At 38.2% G+C, this 22,610-nt stretch carries 18 protein-coding genes, 1 tRNA gene and 2 pseudogenes; 5 read left to right on the forward strand and 16 right to left on the reverse strand.

The window, feature by feature from the left end; genetic code table 11:
- Positions 1–101: 101 nt before the first annotated feature.
- A complete protein-coding gene (ssb, locus tag ABD915_RS02435; RefSeq protein WP_345114670.1) occupies positions 102–620 on the reverse strand; it encodes a single-stranded DNA-binding protein in 519 nt (172 codons plus the stop codon).
- A gap of 225 nt (positions 621–845) precedes the next feature.
- Here ssb and uvrA point away from each other — a divergent pair, with 225 nt between their 5' ends.
- The 3 genes from uvrA (at position 846) to glnA (ending at position 5,856) form a co-directional block, all read left to right on the forward strand.
- The gene (gene uvrA / locus ABD915_RS02440; protein ID WP_345114785.1) at positions 846–3,761 is read left to right on the forward strand and encodes an excinuclease ABC subunit UvrA; all 2,916 of its coding nucleotides are present in this window, start codon (positions 846–848) and stop codon (positions 3,759–3,761) included.
- Positions 3,762–4,051: 290 nt separating this feature from the next.
- Complete coding sequence (locus ABD915_RS02445; RefSeq protein WP_345114673.1) at positions 4,052–4,390, forward strand: P-II family nitrogen regulator; 339 nt, start codon at positions 4,052–4,054, stop codon at positions 4,388–4,390.
- A gap of 56 nt (positions 4,391–4,446) precedes the next feature.
- Positions 4,447–5,856, forward strand: a complete 1,410-nt coding sequence (glnA, locus tag ABD915_RS02450) for a type I glutamate--ammonia ligase (RefSeq protein ID WP_345114675.1) — start codon at positions 4,447–4,449, stop codon at positions 5,854–5,856.
- 874 nt (positions 5,857–6,730) lie between these two features.
- Here the strand turns inward: glnA and ABD915_RS02455 are convergent.
- The 6 genes from ABD915_RS02455 to ABD915_RS02480 all read right to left on the reverse strand — a co-directional run bounded on the left by ABD915_RS02455 (position 6,731) and on the right by ABD915_RS02480 (position 13,489).
- Entirely contained in the window at positions 6,731–7,519 is a 789-nt protein-coding gene (locus ABD915_RS02455; RefSeq protein ID WP_345114678.1) for an ATP12 family chaperone protein, read from the reverse strand.
- A gap of 387 nt (positions 7,520–7,906) precedes the next feature.
- A complete protein-coding gene (locus ABD915_RS02460; protein ID WP_345114680.1) occupies positions 7,907–8,833 on the reverse strand; it encodes an ATP-grasp domain-containing protein in 927 nt (308 codons plus the stop codon).
- Between the two features lie 37 nt (positions 8,834–8,870).
- A complete protein-coding gene (locus ABD915_RS02465; RefSeq protein ID WP_345114683.1) occupies positions 8,871–9,173 on the reverse strand; it encodes a hypothetical protein in 303 nt (100 codons plus the stop codon).
- Between the two features lie 931 nt (positions 9,174–10,104).
- The gene (locus ABD915_RS02470) at positions 10,105–11,301 is read right to left on the reverse strand and encodes a DUF6421 family protein (protein ID WP_345114686.1); all 1,197 of its coding nucleotides are present in this window, start codon (positions 11,299–11,301) and stop codon (positions 10,105–10,107) included.
- Positions 11,288–11,599, reverse strand: coding sequence for a hypothetical protein (locus ABD915_RS02475; protein ID WP_345114689.1), 312 nt, complete (start codon positions 11,597–11,599; stop codon positions 11,288–11,290). The genes ABD915_RS02470 and ABD915_RS02475 overlap by 14 nt, the downstream gene beginning before the upstream one ends.
- A 906-nt stretch (positions 11,600–12,505) precedes the next feature.
- Positions 12,506–13,489 (reverse strand): RluA family pseudouridine synthase, encoded by a 984-nt coding sequence (locus ABD915_RS02480; protein WP_345114692.1) that lies wholly within the window; start codon positions 13,487–13,489, stop codon positions 12,506–12,508.
- A gap of 220 nt (positions 13,490–13,709) precedes the next feature.
- Here ABD915_RS02480 and ABD915_RS02485 point away from each other — a divergent pair, with 220 nt between their 5' ends.
- Entirely contained in the window at positions 13,710–15,497 is a 1,788-nt protein-coding gene (locus ABD915_RS02485) for a glucan ABC transporter ATP-binding protein/ permease (RefSeq protein WP_345114695.1), read from the forward strand.
- 98 nt (positions 15,498–15,595) lie between these two features.
- Here the strand turns inward: ABD915_RS02485 and alaS are convergent, their stop codons facing one another.
- The 4 genes and pseudogenes from alaS to ABD915_RS02505 form a co-directional block, all read right to left on the reverse strand.
- Entirely contained in the window at positions 15,596–18,259 is a 2,664-nt protein-coding gene (gene alaS, locus ABD915_RS02490; protein ID WP_345114698.1) for an alanine--tRNA ligase, read from the reverse strand.
- Positions 18,260–18,463: 204 nt separating this feature from the next.
- Positions 18,464–19,507, reverse strand: a complete 1,044-nt coding sequence (gene recA, locus ABD915_RS02495) for a recombinase RecA (protein ID WP_345114701.1) — start codon at positions 19,505–19,507, stop codon at positions 18,464–18,466.
- A gap of 268 nt (positions 19,508–19,775) precedes the next feature.
- Complete coding sequence (locus ABD915_RS02500; RefSeq protein WP_345114787.1) at positions 19,776–20,243, reverse strand: helix-turn-helix domain-containing protein; 468 nt, start codon at positions 20,241–20,243, stop codon at positions 19,776–19,778.
- Positions 20,244–20,313: 70 nt separating this feature from the next.
- Positions 20,314–20,495, reverse strand: a pseudogene (locus ABD915_RS02505) (hypothetical protein).
- A 183-nt stretch (positions 20,496–20,678) separates the two neighbouring features.
- Here ABD915_RS02505 and ABD915_RS02510 point away from each other — a divergent pair.
- Positions 20,679–20,768: transfer RNA gene (locus ABD915_RS02510), tRNA-Ser, on the forward strand.
- A 101-nt stretch (positions 20,769–20,869) separates the two neighbouring features.
- Here the strand turns inward: ABD915_RS02510 and ABD915_RS02515 are convergent.
- The 5 genes and pseudogenes from ABD915_RS02515 to ABD915_RS02535 form a co-directional block, all read right to left on the reverse strand.
- The gene (locus ABD915_RS02515) at positions 20,870–21,238 is read right to left on the reverse strand and encodes a helix-turn-helix domain-containing protein (protein ID WP_208441652.1); all 369 of its coding nucleotides are present in this window, start codon (positions 21,236–21,238) and stop codon (positions 20,870–20,872) included.
- Between the two features lie 132 nt (positions 21,239–21,370).
- Complete coding sequence (locus tag ABD915_RS02520; RefSeq protein ID WP_345114709.1) at positions 21,371–21,589, reverse strand: hypothetical protein; 219 nt, start codon at positions 21,587–21,589, stop codon at positions 21,371–21,373.
- Positions 21,579–21,785: pseudogene (locus tag ABD915_RS02525) on the reverse strand (hypothetical protein); the annotation flags it as partial. The gene ABD915_RS02520 and the pseudogene ABD915_RS02525, both read right to left, overlap by 11 nt.
- On the reverse strand, positions 21,718–21,945 hold the full coding sequence (locus ABD915_RS02530; protein ID WP_345114712.1) for a hypothetical protein: 228 nt from the start codon (positions 21,943–21,945) through the stop codon (positions 21,718–21,720). The pseudogene ABD915_RS02525 and the gene ABD915_RS02530, both read right to left, overlap by 68 nt.
- The gene (locus tag ABD915_RS02535) at positions 21,942–22,607 is read right to left on the reverse strand and encodes a lysozyme (RefSeq protein WP_345114715.1); all 666 of its coding nucleotides are present in this window, start codon (positions 22,605–22,607) and stop codon (positions 21,942–21,944) included. The genes ABD915_RS02530 and ABD915_RS02535 overlap by 4 nt, the downstream gene beginning before the upstream one ends.
- Positions 22,608–22,610 lie beyond the last annotated feature (3 nt).

Raw genomic sequence — 22,610 nt, forward strand, 5'->3', positions numbered from 1 at the left:
ATTTAACAATAATTTTCAACATGTTATTTATTTATGTTAAAAATCACAGATAAAATAAACGGAACCACCTTTCCTAAACTTTTAAGATCTGAAACAAATCATCAAAAAGGCACATCATCATCTAATTTGTGCGAAAAACTCTCTTCCGACTGGTTATTATTCTGAGCAAAAACATCTCTCTGATTTAAGCTACTGTCCCCAAAATCACCACTGCCATAACGGCTGCTCGACTGAGTTGCCCCTTGCATTTGTTCTCCACCACTCATGTTTCGTCCATCAAGCATTTGTAATTCACCACGATATTTTTGCAAAACAACTTCCGTCGTATAACGGTCATTACCATTTTGATCTTGCCATTTGCGCGTCTGCAACTGGCCTTCAATATAAATTTTGCTTCCCTTTTTTAAGTATTGTTCAACAACTTTGATAAGATTTTCATTAAAAATAACGATACTATGCCACTCCGTGCGCTCTTTACGCTCATTCGTATTACGATCACGCCAACTTTCTGAAGTAGCAATACGCAAATTTGCCACTTGATCGCCAGAATTCAAACGACGAATTTCAGGATCAGCACCGAGATTACCAATCAAAATAACTTTATTAAGGCTACCAGCCATCGCATAAACTCCAAAATCATAAATCGGGCGATTATAACAAAAGATGACAACAAGGTATAGTTTATTCCATTCCTAAAAATAAAAAGCTGCTCTCTTTTCTCTCTTTCCACAGAACTTGCCGTCTCTTTCCGCGTTAAAATATAATGAAACACATTGTAATTCTAACGAAACAGTTTTATTTCACTTAGGAGTGTTCAATTTTTGTCGCATATGCCAAGGATAGACATGACCTATCAGAAATACATCTCCATTCGCGGCGCACGTGAACATAACCTTAAAAATATTGATTTAGATCTCCCTCGTGACAAATTGATCGTCATAACAGGGCTTTCTGGATCAGGTAAATCATCCTTAGCTTTTGATACAATTTACGCTGAAGGCCAACGTCGCTATGTTGAAAGCCTTTCTGCTTATGCACGTCAATTTCTGGAAGTGATGCAAAAACCAGATGTCGATCAAATAGATGGTCTTTCCCCTGCTATTTCCATTGAACAAAAAACAACCAGCCGCAATCCTCGTTCGACGGTAGGAACTGTTACTGAAATTCACGACTATATGCGCCTTCTCTTTGCACGTATTGGTGTTCCTCATTCTCCAGCTACAGGACTTCCTATTGAAAGTCAGACCGTAAGTCAAATGGTTGATCAAATTATGGACCTACCAGAAGGAACACGAATTTTTATTATGGCACCCTTGGTACGTGGACGAAAAGGAGAATATAAGAAAGAGTTAACAGAACTTTTAAAAAAAGGATTTCAGCGTGCTAAAGTTGATGGAAATTTTTATGAAATTCCTGATATTCCTCCTCTTGATAAAAAGTATAAACATGACATCGATGTAGTAGTGGACCGTATTGTTGTCCGTAATGACATTGCTCCTCGCTTAGCTGATAGTATAGAAACCTGTTTACAGCTAGCAAATGGGCTTGCCGTTGCTGAAATGGCAGACCAACCTTTGGGACAGAAAGAAACCACGAAGGAATCTGCCAATAAATCAAAAAATGAAACACACAAGCGGCTTATTTTCTCAGAAAAATTTTCTTGCCCGATCTCTGGATTTTCTATCCCTGAAATTGAACCACGGCTATTTTCATTCAATAGCCCTTTTGGCGCTTGCCCTCTTTGCGATGGACTTGGCACGAAAAAAGCAATCGATCCTACAAGCATCATACCAAATGAAAATCTCACATTAGAAGCCGGAGCAATTGCCCCTTCGTCTAAATCATCCTCACTCTCCTATAACAAAATCTTAGAATCACTGGGTAAAATTTATGGATTTAAACTTACAGATAAATGGTCCACACTCTCAGAAGAAGCGCAGCATGCTATTCTCTATGGCACCAAAAGAAAAGCAAGCTCCTTTGTCTATAAAAATGATTTGAGCACGCATACACCGTCTCAATACTTTGAAGGTGTTATCCCGAACTTGGAGCGACGCTGGAAAGAAACCGATTCTACGTGGTTACGTGAAGAAATAGAGCGTTATATGTCTTCTTCACCCTGTCCTGAGTGTCATGGTTATCGTTTAAAACCAGAGGCGCTTGCTGTCAAAATCAACGGCATGCATATTGGACAAATATCAGAGCTTTCCATCTCAAAAGCAGATAATTGGTTTGCGAACATTCATCAACATCTGACTGAAAAACAGCAGAATATCGCGGTCCGTATTTTAAAAGAAATTCGTGAACGTCTAGCGTTTTTAAACCATGTAGGTCTTGAATATCTTACCTTATCTCGGAGTTCTGGCACACTTTCAGGTGGAGAAAGCCAACGTATTCGATTAGCATCTCAAATTGGCTCTGGTCTCACGGGCGTCCTTTATATTTTGGATGAACCATCGATCGGTTTACACCAACGCGATAATGAACGTCTCTTGGAAATGCTGCGTCATCTGCGTGATCTTGGCAATACAGTTATCGTTGTTGAACATGATGAAGATGCTATTCTGAGTGCAGACCATGTGGTTGATATTGGTCCAGCCGCAGGCGTTCATGGTGGCGAAATCATAGCTCAAGGTACTCCTCAGGAAATTATGGAAAATCCCTCCTCTCTCACAGGTCAATATCTCTCGGGAAAAATGGCTGTGGACATTCCTCCTCAACGACGCAAAATATCGAAATCAAAAACACTCAAAATAATTGGTGCTCGAGGCAATAATCTTAAAAATATCAGCGCTAATATCCCTCTTGGGACCTTCACCTGCGTAACGGGCGTTTCAGGAGGAGGAAAATCAACATTCCTCATTGAAACCCTTTTCAAAGCTGCATCACGCCATATCATGGGAAGTCATCAAAATCCAGCAAGCTACGACAAAATTGAAGGATTAGAATTTCTTGATAAAGTTATCGATATAAACCAATCTCCCATTGGACGCACCCCACGCTCGAATCCAGCGACCTATACAGGCGCCTTTACTCCAATTCGCGAGTGGTTTGCCGAACTTCCAGAATCAAAAGCCCGCGGTTATCACGCAGGGCGTTTTTCATTTAATGTTAAAGGAGGTCGCTGCGAAGCGTGTCAGGGTGATGGAGTTATCAAAATTGAAATGCACTTTTTACCAGATGTCTATGTTACCTGCGATGTCTGTCAAGGAAAACGTTATAATCGAGAAACACTAGAAATAAAATTCAAAGAAAAATCCATAGCCGATGTCCTCGATATGACAATCGAAAAAGCAGAGGAATTTTTTCAAGCTGTGCCTGCTATTCACAACAAAATGAAGACCCTCGTAAAAGTTGGACTTGGCTATATCAAAGTAGGACAGCAAGCTACAACACTTTCTGGGGGAGAAGCCCAACGTGTAAAACTTGCAAAAGAGCTTTCACGCAAGACAACAGGGCAAACACTTTACATTTTGGACGAACCAACAACGGGTCTTCATTTTCACGATATTTCTAAGCTTCTTGAAGTGCTCCATGAACTCGTTGAGCAAGGCAATACAGTTGCAGTCATTGAGCATAATCTTGAAGTCATAAAAACAGCCGACTGGATTATTGACTTAGGACCAGAAGGCGGAGATAGTGGAGGTGAAATCGTTGCAATTGGGCGACCTGAAGATATTATCAATGTTCCCGCTTCCTATACCGGAAAATTTCTGAAAGAAATTTTGCTACGCCGTCCTTTATGTAATTCTAACTCTTAAAAGAGTCCTCAAATTACAAAATACATACATATCTTTATGGTATAATGAGAAAAAAGAAAGCCAAAAATCTCTTATTGTATCATTTTAGTATTTTACAAGCCTTGCATCCTTTTCCCCTAAAACAACATCACTCCATATCTATACGACAAAAAAATCTTTTCAAAAAGAACACAGGAAGTACATAATTTTTGACTTTTCCGTGTAGAAAGTATCTGTTGGCACATATCACTGTTGTCAATATAATGTGGTGCAGTCTAATAAAGAAAAATAACGTTGGAGATAATTTCAGTATGAAAAAAATTGAAGCCATTATAAAACCTTTCAAACTTGATGAAGTGAAAGAAGCGCTTCAAAAAATTGGATTACATGGTCTTACCGTAACAGAAGCAAAGGGTTTTGGTCGTCAAAAAGGACATACAGAACTTTATCGCGGTGCTCAATATGTTGTTGATTTTCTACCCAAAGTAAAAATTGAAATTGTTGTTGCCGATGAAAAATTGGAAGAAGTCGTCAACACAATACGTAAAGCAGCTCAAACAAAACATATAGGAGATGGAAAAATATTCGTTTCCTCTATCGATGAGGCTATTCGTATTGGTACTAGCGAATCCGGCATTGATGCCCTTTAATATCCACAAATGTTTTTCACCCTTTTTATCCACTCAGTCCAATAAGGAAATTCAATATGACAACCGCATCAGATATTCTCAAACAGATTGCAGACAATGACGTACGTTTTGTCGATTTGCGCTTTACTGACCCACGAGGAAAGTTGCATCACGTTACAATGGATATTGCGGAAATCAGCGAAGATACATTTAGCGATGGCGTTATGTTTGATGGTTCTTCAATTTGCGGATGGAAAACAATTAATGAATCCGACATGGCATTGATGCCAGATCCAGAGACAGCCCATATTGACCCTTTTTTTGCTCAATCTACTTTGGTCATATTTTGTGACGTGCTTGATCCTGTTTCTGGAGAATTCTACCGCAGAGACCCTCGTTCTATTGCTAAAAGGGCTGAAGTTTATATGAAATCTTTAGGAATTGGAGATACAATCAATGTAGGTCCGGAAGCAGAATTTTTTATCTTTGATGATGTGCGCTATAAGACTGATCCTTACAACACCGGATTTAGACTCGATTCAAGTGAACTTCCATCGAATGATGACACTGAATATGAGAGTGGCAATCTGGGTCACCGTCCGCGAATGAAGGGCGGTTATTTTCCGGTTCCTCCGATTGATTCCTGCCAAGATATGCGCTCTGAAATGCTTACAGCACTAAAAGATATGGGGGTTCAGGTTGAAAAGCATCATCATGAAGTGGCAGCAGCACAACATGAATTGGGCATTCGTTTTGATACTCTCATTCGCGAAGCTGATAAAATGCAAATTTTTAAATATGTTGTGCATCAAATAGCAAACAGCTACGGAAAAACAGCAACGTTCATGCCAAAACCGGTTTTTGGTGATAACGGTTCAGGTATGCATGTACACATATCCATTTGGAAAGATGGCAAGCCAATCTTCGCTGGAAATGAATATGCCGGTCTATCGGAAACCTGTCTCTTCTTTATTGGTGGTATTATTAAGCATGCAAAAGCAATCAATGCCTTCACCAATCCATCCACCAATTCTTATAAGCGCTTGGTTCCTGGTTATGAAGCTCCTGTCTTGCTTGCTTATTCTGCACGCAATCGCTCTGCCTCTTGCCGTATTCCAATGAGTTCTTCACCAAATTCAAAACGCGTAGAAGTGCGTTTTCCAGATCCAACAGCAAATCCGTATTTGGCATTTTCGGCCCTCTTAATGGCTGGCCTTGATGGCATTAAAAATAAAATTCATCCTGGACAGGCTATGGATAAAGACCTTTATGATCTACCCCCCAAAGAACTCAAAGAAATCCCTACAGTCTCAGGAAGTCTACGCGAAGCTCTTGAAGCGCTTGATAAAGATCGCAGCTTTCTTAAAGCTGGGGATGTCTTTGACGACGATCAAATTAATTCTTTTATTGAATTGAAAATGCAAGAAGTTTTGCGCTATGAAACAACCCCACATCCTATTGAATTCGATATGTACTACTCTGTTTAGAAAATAAGCTATTCTTTTCAATTTAAAAATGGAGATTCTTCATCTCCATTTTTTTGTGTGGTATTCTCCCCCCCCTAAAAAAGCCCAATGGGCATTTTTCCGATGTGCTTTTATAAATTTAGTTGACTGTATCCAAAACAATAAGTTTCCAAGGCTATAAATTCGCCTCCTTTTACCCTCTTTTTATGCCATGCCTTTAAATATATCAGCAATGCAAACCATAGAGTCACCAATTAAAAACTTATATTCCTTGAGAAAATACCATCTGCTTTGTTTCAAGGTATCGATGCAAATACCATTTTAAATACTTATGCCTCCCCCAATTATTACGTCGATAGCCTAACTTTCCAAAAAACCTCAGTAAATCAAAATTCTAACCAATTATAAAAAGCCAAGGAGCCGCATTGGCAAAAAATTGTAAGATTGAAGGTATGCAAATCAACCAAAAGAAAAAAGCAGAGGCAAACCCGATAATGATATACTCCCTAATTTTACCCTAAAGAGTCGATAACCACTACAAATGCTAGAAAAAATACTCTATTGAAAGCGATAGTGCTCTTTTTTACAACCATCAATAGTATTTTATTTACGATCATATGAAGCATATCTTAAACATAACCGGTGGAAGGATTTCCTAGAGTTGAAAAAATAAAAATCAATCCTCCTAAATCATAGAAATACCGTGATTTGGCAAATGAGTGCGCATGCATAAAAAATGAAAAATTTGACTTTACAAAGTATGTTCATCGCAAAAACTCATCTTAGATGCGATAAAAAAACTACAAAAATGCTAGATAATGACTAAAAACAACGTAAATGAATCAATAATAAAAACATCCCTTTTTTTAAAATAAGTTATTGATTCAATTGTTATTTATTCCGACAAAAAAGTCGTAATAATTACAGCTGCAGCATTAAAATCAGCTTGCTTATGCGCTCGGCGCGCCATTGCTTCTTCATCAATTCCCCATTGTTCCATCATCCAATTTTCATCCAAATGCGCAATATTCCAAGCATGATCGGAATTTATTTTCCCAGCAGTAAAAGCGAGAGCAATGAGAGCTGATCCTGTTAAAGTTGTCATCGTATGAAGTGCGGCAAGCATATAAGGAGACTGTATTGTACGTAAATAATTGCTCACAGCTTGAATAGCTTCACGTGGTTGTTCAATATGCATAAGGCCTTCTGTCAAATAAAATCGTGAACCAAGTTTTTCTTCTGCCCAATCCAGTAAAGGATCCCAATTTTTACACTGCCGCTGTACCAGTTCTTTTGGTGTTTGTGCACGATAAAAGATCATATCGCAGGCAACAAAACGCAACAAGTCTTCGAAAATAACTTGCATATCATCAGCTACACCATCAATAACAGTGTTAACAAGACGCGTAATCGGCATTTTTACTGGATCAATAACTTGCTTTTGACTTTCAAATTCCTGTGCTACTAATGCAGCACATGCTTCTTTTGGCACGAGAAAAGGACGTTTTGCCGGCGTTTTAACTGGATATCCATCTAACAAGAGAGAAAAGCCCCCCTCCTCACAAGCGATCTTCACTTCTCTATAAAAGCGTTTAGGGAGTGACTGGTATGAAAGCTTTTGCGTTTTTTGAACGGAATGATTTTTCTTCAACGGCATATCAAAATGATTCAAAATTTCACGCATATCGTTTATTATTTACCTCTGCTATTTTCAAAAAATCGATTTTTTTCAAGGTTTTGTGTATTTCAATGAAGTTTAATTTGACCTCCTTCCCCACTCTAAAGAAAGAAAAAATCTTACCTGCCCTAATCTGATTTAAAATTACATTTTATGCCTATTTTACAAACAAGACAATGGCAATGCCTTGTTCTATATTTTAAACAACAACTGTCAGAATATTTTTTAAGTACTGAACTTGATTTAAAAACTGAATGTGTTGAATTTAAAGAAATTTTCCATTCCTTCTGCTGCCCACAGTGTTCGCGAAATTTTAGAAAACCGCATTGAAGCTCCATCTGTATTGATGAGATTTATATCAAAGTTAAGGGCAAGGAAAATATCTCTATTAAGCTATTGCTCAACGTGGCGTTTCCATATGATGCTTAAGGTGTCATCAAGCCATTTATGGTAATCACAAGCTTCTTCGTTTGAGGAATGAACAGAGAAAATAAAACCAGGATATCCACCAAACGCTGGTGGAGGTGGTGAAATATGATCGGTTTCAAAGAAAATTATGGTTCTAGCAGTTAATGGATGCTGTGCAACCTTATCTAGACCTAAAAATCCAGAAAACCGTCCATGACCACGAAGAGGAATGATGTAATTTGCCGCCACTTTTTCAGCTGGGAGTATATTGGGAAGATCTAAGTTTTGTTCAGCTAAAGCAGCATTCATACATAGTTTTCCAAATGAAATCCCTGTACCTTGCTCCACAATAAAATGGGAAACACCTGCCCCACCTATACGAGCACCGATCTCAATTACATAAGGTAAGTTATTGGCATCTAAGCGTAGCTCTACATGGGCAGCTCCCATGTTTATACCAAGAGCTTTAACCCCAGAGCATGCAGCCTCACATAAAGCAATAATTAAAGGATCGTCTATATCACGACGTTGACGATAAATTGTTTCTTCGAACCATGGTCCTTCAGGTTGTCCCTTGTCTCCAACGGCCAGAACGTGCACACCTGCTGTATCGACAAAACATTCCACAACAAACTCTTTTCCTGGTAAATACTGCTCTACGACTAAACCTATAGATTTATTGTTATAGCTGAAACGTGCCATATCTTTATGCTGAATATTCCATACCGCTTTGATGAGATCAGGAAATTCTTCAGAATTTTTAGCTAACATTACGCCCATACTACCAGCTCCAGAAACAGGTTTAATGACTAGCGGCCAGCCTAAAGTATGGGCTTGTGATAGATCTTCTGGATTATCTATATAAAAAAATCTTGGTGTTCTCAGCCCTGCTTTAACAAAAGCTTGACGCATGAGATATTTGTTTCTGGTTAATGCCGCTACTTCTGGCTCAATACCGGGAGTATTGATTTTTTTTTGCAGCTAACGCTGTCCAGATGATGGCTGCTTCGCAAAGGGTCATAACTCCGGCAATATTACGCTCTTTTACTCCGGCTACAAAAGCGTCTAGAGCTAACTTTGGATGATCAAAAACAGGAAGTTGCCAAGTTGAAGTTACTGCAGCAGGAAGCTGAGTAGGTGCACTTTCAGCGATATCATAAATCATGACTAATTCGATGTTAGCTGCTTTCGCAGCTTCAAATATAAAGGGGAGTTTTGCATCGCGCTGACAAACTAACGCCAGTTTTTTCATTTTATTTTCTCCTTATAATGTGGAATTTTGAGAACGGTGTTTCAGTTGCCATCTAGATACCTTTGATGCATCTATAAATAAGAGTATCATCCCTATAGCCACTGCAATCATAGCAATTACTTTGATAGCACTTAAAGAAGTGCCTGGGCCGATTATCCATTCACATGCTACGACTGCAAAAGGAGCTAATACGCCGATAGTATTGGCGTATAATACGCCTCCTTCGGCTAAAACTTTTTGCTACAATACGTAACCTGGTGCCGAGCAAACAGCTCCTAAAATCAATAATCTTAAATATGTCTTCTAACTTAAGATGTAATAGTGGGGTAGAATCAAAAATGAATAATGGCATAAATGATGCAGCAGAAATTGTAGTAATCCAAGCCTGTGCGCTTAGTAAAGGCAAATTTTTAAGATAACGTTTAGACAACAAGCCATAAAGAGAATAAGAAAGCGCTGCTGTTAAAGCAAGACCTCCCTAATATCCATCCTCTATACTGTTTATATTGAATGCTACAACTGCTACACTACAATTATCACACCGCTAAGCTTCAGCCATGAGAATACAAAACTATTAGTGAGTGTCCCCAATATATATACTTGGAATAGTAGCGAACACCATAAGTTAAATCACTGGCTTTAAGCGACTTTAATGCACCAAAGCTACATTACAAAATACAGCGAGAATCCTAAACACTGATAGAATTAAAAAAAGAAGGTATCATTGAAAGCAACGGTAGTGATCTTAAAACAGCTCTCTCACGAAACACTGCGATCAACCATAAGGCTGCAGAAGTAGCACACAACCTAAGTCCAACGGCATGCATTACCGGTATACTACTAACCACCAAATTCTTAGATAATAACCAACTTATGGAAAACAACGCTAGAATGATAAAAGTAAATAATAATAACCGCCCTTAAAAAAAACTCAATGATTCAATCTCCCAATCACTCGCCGTGCATAATATGATGTTGAAAAATCAAATCGTGACTTCGGGGGTTGCGGTTTTCCAAGATTATTTTGGATATAATCTTTAGCACCTGCTAAATAAGCATCCTCATCTAATGCTTCAAGTACTTCTATATCTAGGATTATCAATGATATTATTTCTTTAAGACGCTCCAAATCAAATTGAAGATAACCTCTCCCTGTTTCAATCAATGCTTTGTTACGCATGAATATTTCAAAAAGTAAGATACCTTTACCAACATCGAAAGTCATATGCTGATCAGAGTCTTTTGAATAACGAAATATGCATTCTAATAGGACAAACTCAGATATTTCTTTCCAAAACTTTGGACGATTTTGTAGCATAATACGCACTGTAATTAAGTCCACTTTAGTTTCTTCTAGAAGACCTGCAAACCAATTTAATTTTATATAGAGATTCTTATCTAATGGCCGCGGTCCAGTATGATGTGCATAGTCATGATAATACCCCCACAAACAGCGAACATCATCTTTAGATAAGTTACGACTACTTAATTGACCGAATAGAAATTCACTATCTAGACCGAGCAAACGTTCAGCTTCCACAATTGTCTGCTCATTGTAAATATCAAAGAATTTGCTGAAAAAAAACAAAGCAAATGTTTGCTTATCAATTTTTTTAGCAGTAGCCACAGACTCTGGAAATAGAACAATACAATTACCCTCTGAAAATCCCCTTGATGCTATTCCCATTTTTATACATTGAAACGGTGATACATAATTTTCTGTATATTCTGAAGCGTCTGTAAGATAGGCTGTTTCATGACGGGAACCTGTAACTAATTCTAGCCGAAATCCTTCTGGATCAGGCCCATTAGTTGCACGCATTGGAGCTAAGAAAAATAGGGGAGCATCCGGTAATGGCGCTTTGAATGCAGCCAAAGTGATATCAAATTTAGGGGGAGTATTTAAACCACTGAGCACCCACTGATTAAAATCATCAGAAGTAGCAGCTAAAAGTTCTGGAGATAATCCGTCAATAATATCTGCATAATGATTCAACGGAATGATTAATTCATTGATCATATCACTATCTGCTAAAGTTGGTTTTTTAATACTATCATCTAGTTCTTGGCGCACGCGTAGTTTGTCAACTAAGTTGACAATAGAAAGAAGTGCTTCAGATTGTTTCATGATAAGCTGACTTTAGCGAGTGGTGCAAGAAGGCCATTGGCACTTGCCCAAAATTTTTGACAATATTCAACGCGTAGCGCTTTGCAGCAATCGACGTCGTGATACAAGCATCTGCTCTCTCAGCTTTACAAAGAACCGCTGCGTCAGCATTACTGTTGGCAAATATTTTGTCGTACTGATAAGCCACCAGAGATTGCGGAGCAAGATGAGTAGCTACAGTTTTAATTTCATCAGAGTTATTGCGTTTAGCTAAAACCATAGGATGAGTAGGCATAATAAAGCTATCAAATAATTGCATATCACCTAAACGAGTGAATATGAGTGTATGCAAATCGGGGTAAGCAGCACAGCTCAGGCAATAACCACCCTTTTGCTGAGCGAGTTCATCAAAGGTTTCTTCAAAAGTTGCGTATAAGATAATACGCGATTTTGAATCAGCGGAAGAAATATTTTGATTATGATTGTCAGATTACCATTAAACTGCAGCTGCAGAGCCAAGTGTATAAAAAGTATTATTTTCAGGTTTTATGATACCTATTCTTTCAATTATGTGACTAAATTACTAAAACATGCAGAATAAAATCAACAATAATGAATAGAGTTTTAATTTTTATATTTATAATTAAAATTATTATTTTAAAGCAATATAATATGAATGAAAATTTTAAATATAATTCAGACTTAACAAAAAATATAAAAAATTGAAACTATGTTTTTCTTATTTTAAAGAAGTGTTCATTTCTGTTGGCTAAAGATATTAATCAAATTAACTATCCACCTAAAACAGAAATATCTATAAGTGTCAATAACTTAAAAGGTATTTCTAACAGAATGCTAAAATAGAAAAAAACTTATCAATCAAAGAAAGTTATGGAGCAATAACCTTTGATCACCACGCTACTTTGCGAGTAGCTGTAGAGGCACGCCAATTGACATTATTCGTCAATATATCCAACAACAAAATACACCTGATGTATGAAATTTATATTGTCTTATATCCTCTTAAACAATGATATTTTACGGCATAATAGAATAAAGAAACTGTAGAAAAAATTGTAAATGATATTCGCCAAATTCATAACTAAAAAACATAATTTCTAATGGCGAGCAAACTTAGCAAAAGCCCTCTTCATAACAAGTTACACCTTACAAAATTATACAAAATTTGACAGGTTAAAAAGAATAAACTGTGAAAGTTTTTCTCTTATTCTGTCTCACTATCATTCTCATTAAAAGCCAAAAGATTAAAACTTTGTACCATATGAGGAGGTAAAGGTGCGACAATATCCAATATCCCTCCTGAAGGATGAGGAATACGAATACGGCGTGCATGAAGGTGAAGTCGATTTTGAATTCCCCCTGGTAATTCCCAATTACTATCAGAAAAAAAATATTTTGAATCGCCGATGATAGGATGATTCATATGAGCAGCATGCACACGGAGCTGATGCGTTCTACCCGTATAAGGCTCCATTTCAAGCCACGAAAGAGTTCGCCCTCGGGTATCTAAAACGCGATAGTAGGAAACTGCATGGCTAGAATCTGGCTCTCCATGTTCACAAACACGCATTTTATCACCTTGCGCAGTGATATCCTTGACCATCCATGTTGAAATTTTATCCTGTTTTTTTGGAGGCACTCCCCGAACCAACGCCCAATAAGTCTTTTTCGTTTCCCGTGTTCTAAAAGCAGCCGTTAAAGCCTGCGCAGCTCCCCTTGACCGTGCAACAATAAGCACACCTGATGTCTCACGATCAAGACGATGAACCAACCTTGGCTTTTCACCTTTTTTATTGCGCCACACCTCAAGCATACTATCAACATGGCGGATCAAGCCAGATCCACCTTGTACAGCTAAACCCGCAGGCTTATTAAAAACAAAAATTTTGGGATCTTCATAGAGCAGCATTTTTTTTAAAACGACTTCATCATCCTGTCCACGGAGTGTTTTATCCGTCAAAGGAAAATTCTCCTTGTCATTCACAGGCAAAGGCGGCACACGAACAGACTGCCCCATGAGAAGACGCGTATCGGCTTTAACACGCCCACCATCAATCCGTATTTGGCCAGAACGCAATAATTTTTGTAAATATCCAAATCCAAGTCCTGGATAGTGCATTTTAAACCAGCGATCTAAGCGCATTCCGTTTTCATCTGTCTCAACCTTTTTTATTTCTATACCTGCCATCAGAGTTCCCTTATTAATATAATTTTATTTACCAATTTTTTTGCCTCTATCTTTTTAAACACAAAGCGTCATATCTTATATAGAGTTGCTTTTATCACGCCATATTACAATCAGTATCCAAAATTGCATTTTCTTACCGTTCAAATTTTATTAGCTCAAAGCTTAGTGATTCTAAGAATCGACAACCTATACTTGCAATAGCTAGTGGAGATAATCACCAGTGTCCTTATTCAAAACGTATGCTCGTGTCCTCACTTATCTAAACAAAGAAAAAAATGCATCTGTTTTAATCTGTACTGCTAATGTTATGTTGGCTATTATTACCATTGCAGAACCTATTTTATTTGGACGCGTCATTGACTCCATTGCAGAAAGATCAGCTATTATCCCTCCCCTCACAATTTGGGTATCTTTTGGGCTTTCACATATCATTGCTTATGTCCTTGTTGCCCGTGGCGCTGACCGCTTAGCACATAGGCGCCGCTTAACTGTTTTAATTGAATCTTTCGAGCGTATCATCGCCATGCCCTTAATTTGGCATCAACAGCGCGGAACTTCTAACGCTCTTCATATACTTTTGCGCGCTGTAGACTCTATGTCAACCATATGGCTTGATTTTATGCGTCAACATCTCTCAACTCTTGTTGCATTATTCGTTCTCATTCCCATAGCTTTTAACATGAATTGGCGTCTTTCAACAGTCTTGCTTGTGCTCGCTATCATCTATGTATTAATTGCACGTTTAGTGATGCGAAAAACAAAAGAAGGACAAGCCGCTGTAGAATGTTATCATCACAACCTTTTTAAACATATCAGTGATTCAATCTCTAACGTTTCCATTGTACAAAGCTATAACCGAATAAAAGAAGAAACTTCTATATTGCATCAGCATACAAATGAGCTTCTGAAAGCGCAAAACCCTGTTCTCAATTGGTGGGCTCTTGCGAGTGGCTTAAACCGAATGTCCTCAACCATTTCAATAGTTTGTGTCCTTCTACTTGGGGCTTTTTTTGTAGCAAAAGGTCAATTGCGTATAGGTGAAGTTGTTGCTTTTGTCGGATTTGCACAATTAATGATTAGCCGTTTAGATCAAATGAGCAGTTTTATTAATTTAACCGTATCCTCCCAAGCAAAACTACAAGAATTCTTTGCAATGGAAGATTCAACCCTTCATATCAACGAACCTGAAAATTTACCTTCTCTCAAAAATGTTAAAGGTGCAATAGAATTTCATCACGTTACCTATAAATTCCCAAATTCTTCTCAAGGTGTTTTTGACATTTCATTTAAGGTTAAGACAGGGCAAACTGTTGCGATTGTAGGACCAACAGGCGCTGGCAAGACAACATTAATTAATTTGTTGCAGCGTGTGTATGATCCTACATTTGGTCACATCTCCATTGACGGAATAAATATACGCTCGATTAATCGCGAATCCTTACGTAAATCTTTAGCAACAGTGTTTCAAGAGGCAGGCCTTTTCAATCGCAGTATTCACGACAATATCTCAATAGGAAAAGCAACCGCAACAGATGAGGAACTTTATCAAGCAGCAAAAATAGCAGCAGCCCATGATTTTATTCTGAAAAAATCTGATCGTTACGATACACTGATTGGCGAGCGGGGTTCTCAATTATCAGGTGGAGAAAGGCAGCGATTAGCAATCGCACGCGCTGTTTTAAAAAATGCCCCCATCCTTATTTTAGATGAAGCAACAAGCGCTCTTGATGTCGAAACAGAAGAACGCATTAAAGATGCCCTTGAGAGTATAAGTCACAACCGCACTACTTTTATTATAGCACATCGCCTTTCCACAGTACGCAATGCCGATCTTGTGCTCTTTTTGGAACATGGTCACTTAATTGAAAAAGGAAGCTTTCAAGAATTAATCGAAAGAGGCGGCCGCTTTTATAGACTCTTAAAAGCCGGTGGTTTGACAATCAATCAACCAGCGATAAAAGAAGAGAATAAAAACGTAATCCCCTTGCATGAAGCCATGGCATCATAGAGTCAACACCCCACTTTAAGGAAGAATTGCATTGAAGCCACAAAGCCTCCTCTCTTTAAGAGATCTAGGTTCAGTAATACAAATAATAAAAAAACAGATTATCCTTCAAGAAAAGCTTTTAGTGCCGCAAGTGCCTCATCGGCCTTATTTCCTTGAGGACCACCAGCTTGCGCCATATCAGGACGACCACCACCACCTTGACCTCCAAGAACACCTGAAAGAATACGAACAAGATCAACAGCATTCAGCCTATGAGTTAAATCATCCGTAACACCAACAACAGCATTCCCCTTACCATCCTCTGAAACACCGATGAAAGCAACCACTCCAGAACCAATTTGTTTCTTTCCAGAATCCACTAATGCTTTCAAATCCCGTGGTAAAACATTTCCAACAACCCGTCCCATAAAAGAAACACCATTGATGACGGCAATATCCTCTTGACCACTCTTCATGTCCCCACCATTCAGAGCAATTTTCTTGCGTGCATCACTCAACTCTTTTTCAAGTTTACGACGATCATCAAGTAAAATACGAACACGTTCTTCCACCCCAAAAGCAGAAGTTTTTAAAAGATTAGCAATTTCATGAATTCGCTCATCTTGGCGGCTAAGATGCAGGCGCGCGGCTGTTCCTGTTAAAGCTTCAATACGACGAACTCCAGCTGCCACAGAACTTTCAGAAATAATATGAATGAAACCAATATCCCCTGTTCTCTCTACATGTGTGCCCCCACAAAGCTCAATTGACCAATGTTTTTTTAATCCTCCCTGCTTACACTGGTTTCCCATAGAAACAACGCGAACTTCATCACCATATTTTTCACCAAATAACGCCATTGCTCCTTCAGAAATTGCATCATTCACGCCCATGAGACGCGTTGCTACCTTACTATTTTGCAAAACAATATCATTTGCTAAATTTTCTATTTTTTTCAATTCTTCTGAAGAAACGGGTTTTGAATGAGAAAAATCAAAACGCAACCGATCCGGCGATACAAGAGAACCTTTCTGTGTAACGTGAGATCCCAAAACTTGACGCAAAGCTTCATGTAATAAATGGGTAGCAGAATGGTTTGCACGAATTTTCTTACGACGAACAACATCAACGGTTAATTCTACACAATCAGATGTCTTTGCCTGACCAGATTTCACTTCTCCAATATGAACAAAAACACCATCACCCTTTCTCTGGGTATCATGAACTTCAAAAACAAAATTTTCACCAGAAATAATACCGCTATCACCAATTTGCCCACCAGATTCGCCATAAAAAGGTGTCTGATTCACAACGAGAATAGCTTTCTGCCCTGAAGAAATACGATCAACGAGTTTACCATCACGCACAAGAGCTGTAAGAATGCCCTCAGTCTTTTCTGTTTCATAACCTAAAAATTCTGTAGCCCCCACTTGATCATGAACAGAAAACCAGATCTTCTCTGTTGCAGCCTCTCCAGAACCAGACCAATGAGCACGCGCTTCTGCTTTCTGCCGTTCCATCGCTTTATCAAAAGCATCAACATCAACAGATATCCCACGACACCGAAGGGCATCTTGCGTCAAATCAAGCGGGAAACCATAGGTATCATAAAGTTTAAAAGCGATTTCACCATTAAAACAATCCCCCTCCTTAAGATCGTTACTCGCGTCATTCAACAAACCAAGTCCTCGTTCAAGAGTTTTTCGAAAACGTATTTCTTCTAACTTCAAAATTTCTGAAATTAAAGATTCAGCACGTACCAACTCAGGATAGGCTTGTCCCATTTCACGCACTAAAGCAGGTAAAAGACGCCACATTAATGGCTCTTTAGCACCAAGAAGATGAGCATGGCGCATAGCACGACGCATAATGCGACGTAAAACATATCCCCGACCTTCATTGGACGGAAGAACACCATCAGCAATCAAAAATGCCGATGAGCGAAGATGATCCGCAATCACACGATAGCTCGCAACAAAATCACCTGTTGCCTTAACCCCTGTTATCTCTTGCGATGCACTAATTAATGCACGAAAAAGATCAATGTCATAATTATCATGAACACCTTGTAAAACAGCGGCAATGCGCTCTAATCCCATACCTGTGTCAATAGAAGGATGAGGCAATTCAACACGCTCTCCCTTAGCAACCTGCTCATACTGCATAAAGACAAGATTCCAAATCTCAATAAAGCGATCACCATCTTCTTCCTCACTTCCAGGTGGTCCTCCCCAAATTTGAGCACCATGATCATAAAAAATCTCTGAACAAGGACCACAAGGACCGATATCTCCCATCGCCCAAAAATTATCAGACGTCGCAATACGAACAATTTTTTTGTCAGGAAGACCTGAAATTTTACGCCATAATTCAGCAGCAACATCATCACTATGATAAACGGTCACCAACAACTTTTCTTTTGGAAGACAAAATTCCTTTGTTAAAAGATTCCATGATAAAAAAATGGCTTCTTCTTTAAAATAATCACCAAAAGAGAAATTACCCAGCATTTCAAAAAATGTATGATGGCGCGCCGTATAACCAACATTGTCAAGATCATTATGCTTTCCACCCGCACGGACACATTTTTGTGCTGTTGCTGCCTGCTTATAAGGGAGCTGTTCAAGTCCAGTAAAAACATTTTTAAACTGCACCATTCCTGCATTTGTAAACATGAGTGTGGGATCATTGCGTGGAACAAGTGGACTAGAAGAAAGAACTTTATGTCCATTAACACGAAAATAATCCAGAAAAGTTGACCGAATATTATTGACACTATTCATTTTAATACCTGTAGAGTATAGCGCAAAACCATAAAAATCCCCTCGTTAAATATTCTCTTTGCCATGCGTAGAGTCAATTTAATCAAAGAGTAGAATATTTATTCTAAAAAAATTGAAAAGCAGATGATCTCAATAATTTAAATCTTTAAATAAAAAACAGAAAAAATTTTAAATGAAGGAATTGCAAGCAAACAAACATTCCAATCAAATTTCCTCATCGCTTTCTGTATTTTCCGACCCTGCATTTTCTAACAGTTCAATCGCAATCAAACCAGCATTTTGACGCAAAGCCGTCTCAATCTCTGTAGCTATTTCTTCATGTTCACGTAAAAACTGCTTTGCATTCTCACGTCCCTGTCCCAAACGCTGAGAATTATAAGAAAACCATGCACCAGATTTTTCCACAATGCCAACTTTGACACCCAAATCAATCAGCTCACCTACTTTGGAAATGCCTTCACCATAAATAATATCAAACTCAACCTGTTTGAATGGAGGAGCCAGTTTATTCTTCACCACTTTAACGCGCGTCTGATTACCAACGATCGCATCCCTATCTTTAATGGATCCAATACGGCGAATATCTAAACGAACAGAAGCATAAAACTTTAAAGCATTTCCACCTGTTGTCGTTTCAGGAGAACCAAACATCACACCTATTTTCATGCGAATTTGATTAATAAAGATCACCATACAGTTAGAGCGAAAAATCGCTGCTGTTAATTTTCGCAACGCTTTACTCATTAACCGAGCTTGCAACCCAGGTAAAGCATCCCCCATTTCACCATCAATTTCTGCCCGTGGTGTCAAAGCCGCTACGGAATCAACAACAAGCACATCAACCGCACCGGAACGAACAAGTGTCTCGGTAATTTCCAATGCTTGTTCACCAGTATCTGGCTGAGAAATGAACAAATTTTCTAAATCAACACCAAGTTTACGTGCATAAATAGGATCAAGAGCATGCTCTGCATCAATAAAAGCACAAATTCCACCACTCTTCTGTGCCTCAGCAATAGCATGAAGAGCTAATGTCGTTTTTCCAGAACTTTCTGGTCCATAAATCTCAATAATACGTCCCTTCGGTAACCCACCAACACCTAAAGCAATATCCAAAGATAACGAACCGGTTGGAATTGTTTCAATTTCAACAACCTGCTCTTTTTGCCCAAGACGCATAATTGAGCCTTTACCGAAAGAACGTTCAATTTGTGAGAGAGCAGCATCGAGAGCTTTTGTTTTATCCACGATTATATCCTTGACCGATTCATAACAACCAAATATTCAGTGTACACTGTTCTTTTAATGTAACCAAAGCCCTGAGTTTAAATTTTCACAGACTATTTCTATTACGATACGATGTCCATAACATCTCATAAACATGCGTAAATTTCCTCTTTATCTTACAACACAAATACACTTCAATAAAATACCTTCCCATAAAGGAGAGAATAATGTATTTATATCTCTCCTCCAGAGTGATAAACCTTCTTTTTATCCATGTAGCTTACTGTATTTATATATCATTTTTACGGTTCGGGATACCAAAATAAAAGTTTGGCAATAGGATTTTTAACATTGCTCTACAGCAGTAGCGTTTTCTTTTTGTTTCGTTAATCATCTCTAATATACATTTGAATCCTTCTAACTCATCTTGTGAAAGAGTATTTAGGGTTCTAGAAAACATGCCAATAATTTCACGATTCAATGGACTGGAAGTCTTTATTGTAAAACTTGTGCGGCAAGCATCTGCTTCTTTTCTCAAAAGTTCTGCTGCCTCTTGATCTAAAGCATACAACTCTATGATCTTTTCTTCCATGCCAACAGGTACAGACTTTTTGCCAATCTCAACAGAAGATAAAAATGCTACAGATATGTCTAATTTCTCAGCCATATCTAAAAGGCGTTCTGCATGATTAATGCGGAGTTTCCGTAAGGTTTTACCAAGGGTGTTAGCATCTAAAAAAAATCCTGTTAGAAGAATAATTATTTCATTGTGATTCTAGCAAAATTTTTCAGACTTTCATCTATAAAGCATTACAAATCAGGACTTTTTAACTCTTTGTTATCCACTTTTTGAAGTGTGAGAAGATATTGTCTAGCGCGTCTATAATGCGGGCAAAGTCGATAATGAACATAAAGATAAAGAAGGCGCTCCACTTCGTGAAGTGTGACATCATCTTTACACCTTTATGGTGTTAATTATTTCATGAAGCTGTTGTTCTTCTATTGCCATTTGAAAAAATTGCCCATCCTAAAATGAAATTGCTGATTTAAGCAGAATTCTCGAATAGTCGAATAGAAAGTGGATTCGGCATTATTTTTGATTGGTTTTCAAATAATTTTATTAAAAATGTTTAGAAACACATTTAAATGATTGACCTTTTGCAAGAACTTTGTAAGAAAGCATACTCAGTTTGGAGGGGTGGCCGAGCGGTTTAAGGCACCGGTCTTGAAAACCGGCGTGCAGGAGACTGTACCGTGGGTTCGAATCCCACCCCCTCCGCCACAGCACTTTTATCGTGCTATAACTTATTGATTTTGTAGGTGTTTTTTTAAGGTGCGGGATAAATAAATAAAGGTTCGGGAATAGGATTTTGCAACGTGCCTTTACAGAGCACATCTTTTTTTGCCAACTTTCTCCAACAATTTTTTCAATCTTTCTAAGTCTTGTTGTGAAAAATTCTCTAAGTTTCTGACAAACATGCCAGCAATTTCACGCCCAAATGAATCAGAAGGTTTTATTGTGAAACTCTTACGGCAAGAATCAGCCTCTTTTCTTAAAATGCATGCTGTTTCTTGATCTAAGGCATAAAGCTTTATGATCTTTTCTTCCATACCAACCGGTACAGACCTTTTGCCAATCTCGACTGAAGATAAAAATGCTACAGATATATCTAATTTTTCAGCCATGTCTAAAAGACGTTCTGAGTGATCAATACGAAGTTTGCGTAAGGTTTTGCCAAAAAATGTAAGCATTCTAAAAGTCCTGTTAGAAAAAAATATTTTTGTGATTCTAACAAATATTTTTGAGACTTTCTTCAAAAGTTGTGAATAAGGACTTCCTTTCGAAGTGCTTTTTTAGCTATTTTGAGAAGAAATTTGATTCATCTAATTTTTGGTGAACCACTGTTTTAAATGTGCAATGACATTATCTATCGCATCCATAAGACGGGCAAAATCAAGGATAAGCAAAAAAAGAAAAAATGCTATCCATTTCATAAAACGCGACATCACTTTCACACTTTGGTAGGTAATAATCATTTCTTGAAGCATTTCTTTTTCCGCTTCTGTAAGCTCTGTGTGTTTTGTCGTTTGTTTTCTTTCCATGTTTCCACCCACACAAGCGTTCACCTTGCTTATTATGTTTTAAGATCTCTCTTGCTAAGTTTGAACTGATGACCTGAACATCTCTCTTGTCTAAATAAATGGGCAACCAACCAACACAAGAGACATGTTTATTTATCGCGCACCCAACGAGAAAGTTCAGAGCGCACATCAACATCACTTTTCCGATTAACTTCATTTTCTACCTCAAACCGTGTGATTGCTGTCTTTAAAGTATTCTCTGTTTGTTTTTGCTGTTCAGCCTTTTTGCCAAGTGTAAAAACTCTCGCTAAAACTATAAAAAAAGCGGCTAAAGCCGCACCTGTTAGCATCAGATTTTTTTTTATCCATAAGATCATAAACAATGCTCCTGAAAACGTTTAGCAACAAAAAAAATACCAGCACCTGCTGCTAAAACCATAATGGCAGCGAGAGCCCATTGCACTGGACCATTGCCTGCTAAAAAACCACCAAGACCTGAGAAAGAACCAATAATGGGTGCCAATGCCTCTGCTTTAAAAAGACCTGTTGCATCCTTTGTTTCCACGGTTTGATAATTAGAGGAAACATAAGCGCCTTTCGCCCATAATCCTGCTTCTGCTGCACGCCGGTGGACAAGACCTTGTAAACGCTTACCACCTGCTTTGGTCCATTTTTGCAATTCGGCAGGTATCGCTTCATAATCACCTTTGTTGAGTCTTTTAAGTAATGTAGAATTTTGAAAAGCTGGAATGCCTACATTATAACAAAAGGAAACAAGAGCACCAAATTGCTCGTCATTTAAAATCACACCAACTGCTTTTTCTACAGCTTGTTCATATTGCCGCAAATCTGCTAAAAGCATGGTTTCAGCTTTTTTTTCTGTAATCACCATTCCCTCAATAACTGTTGGTTTGCCAGCTTTTCCCGTATGTCCATAGCCAATCGTCCAAACACCAGAGATATCTTGATAAGCCTGCAAGCGCAAACCTTCCCATCTTTTTAAACAAGCAAGACAATTTTTATTTATTTTCCGTGCCATTAT

The organism is Bartonella jaculi (genome assembly GCF_039543045.1).
In the GTDB taxonomy this organism is placed as follows: domain Bacteria; phylum Pseudomonadota; class Alphaproteobacteria; order Rhizobiales; family Rhizobiaceae; genus Bartonella; species Bartonella jaculi.

Coding starts and splice junctions, on each gene's coding strand:
- ssb (WP_345114670.1), bottom strand. CDS start 620: ATGGCTGGTAGCCTTAATAAAGTTATTTTGATTGGTAATCTCGGTGCT.
- uvrA (WP_345114785.1), top strand. CDS start 846: ATGACCTATCAGAAATACATCTCCATTCGCGGCGCACGTGAACATAAC.
- ABD915_RS02445 (WP_345114673.1), top strand. CDS start 4,052: ATGAAAAAAATTGAAGCCATTATAAAACCTTTCAAACTTGATGAAGTG.
- glnA (WP_345114675.1), top strand. CDS start 4,447: ATGACAACCGCATCAGATATTCTCAAACAGATTGCAGACAATGACGTA.
- ABD915_RS02455 (WP_345114678.1), bottom strand. CDS start 7,519: ATGCGTGAAATTTTGAATCATTTTGATATGCCGTTGAAGAAAAATCAT.
- ABD915_RS02460 (WP_345114680.1), bottom strand. CDS start 8,833: ATGCGTCAAGCTTTTGTTAAAGCAGGGCTGAGAACACCAAGATTTTTT.
- ABD915_RS02465 (WP_345114683.1), bottom strand. CDS start 9,173: ATGAAAAAACTGGCGTTAGTTTGTCAGCGCGATGCAAAACTCCCCTTT.
- ABD915_RS02470 (WP_345114686.1), bottom strand. CDS start 11,301: ATGAAACAATCTGAAGCACTTCTTTCTATTGTCAACTTAGTTGACAAA.
- ABD915_RS02475 (WP_345114689.1), bottom strand. CDS start 11,599: ATGCAATTATTTGATAGCTTTATTATGCCTACTCATCCTATGGTTTTA.
- ABD915_RS02480 (WP_345114692.1), bottom strand. CDS start 13,489: ATGGCAGGTATAGAAATAAAAAAGGTTGAGACAGATGAAAACGGAATG.
- alaS (WP_345114698.1), bottom strand. CDS start 18,259: ATGAATAGTGTCAATAATATTCGGTCAACTTTTCTGGATTATTTTCGT.
- ABD915_RS02515 (WP_208441652.1), bottom strand. CDS start 21,238: ATGCTTACATTTTTTGGCAAAACCTTACGCAAACTTCGTATTGATCAC.
- ABD915_RS02520 (WP_345114709.1), bottom strand. CDS start 21,589: ATGGAAAGAAAACAAACGACAAAACACACAGAGCTTACAGAAGCGGAA.
- ABD915_RS02530 (WP_345114712.1), bottom strand. CDS start 21,945: ATGATCTTATGGATAAAAAAAAATCTGATGCTAACAGGTGCGGCTTTA.
- ABD915_RS02535 (WP_345114715.1), bottom strand. CDS start 22,607: ATGGCACGGAAAATAAATAAAAATTGTCTTGCTTGTTTAAAAAGATGG.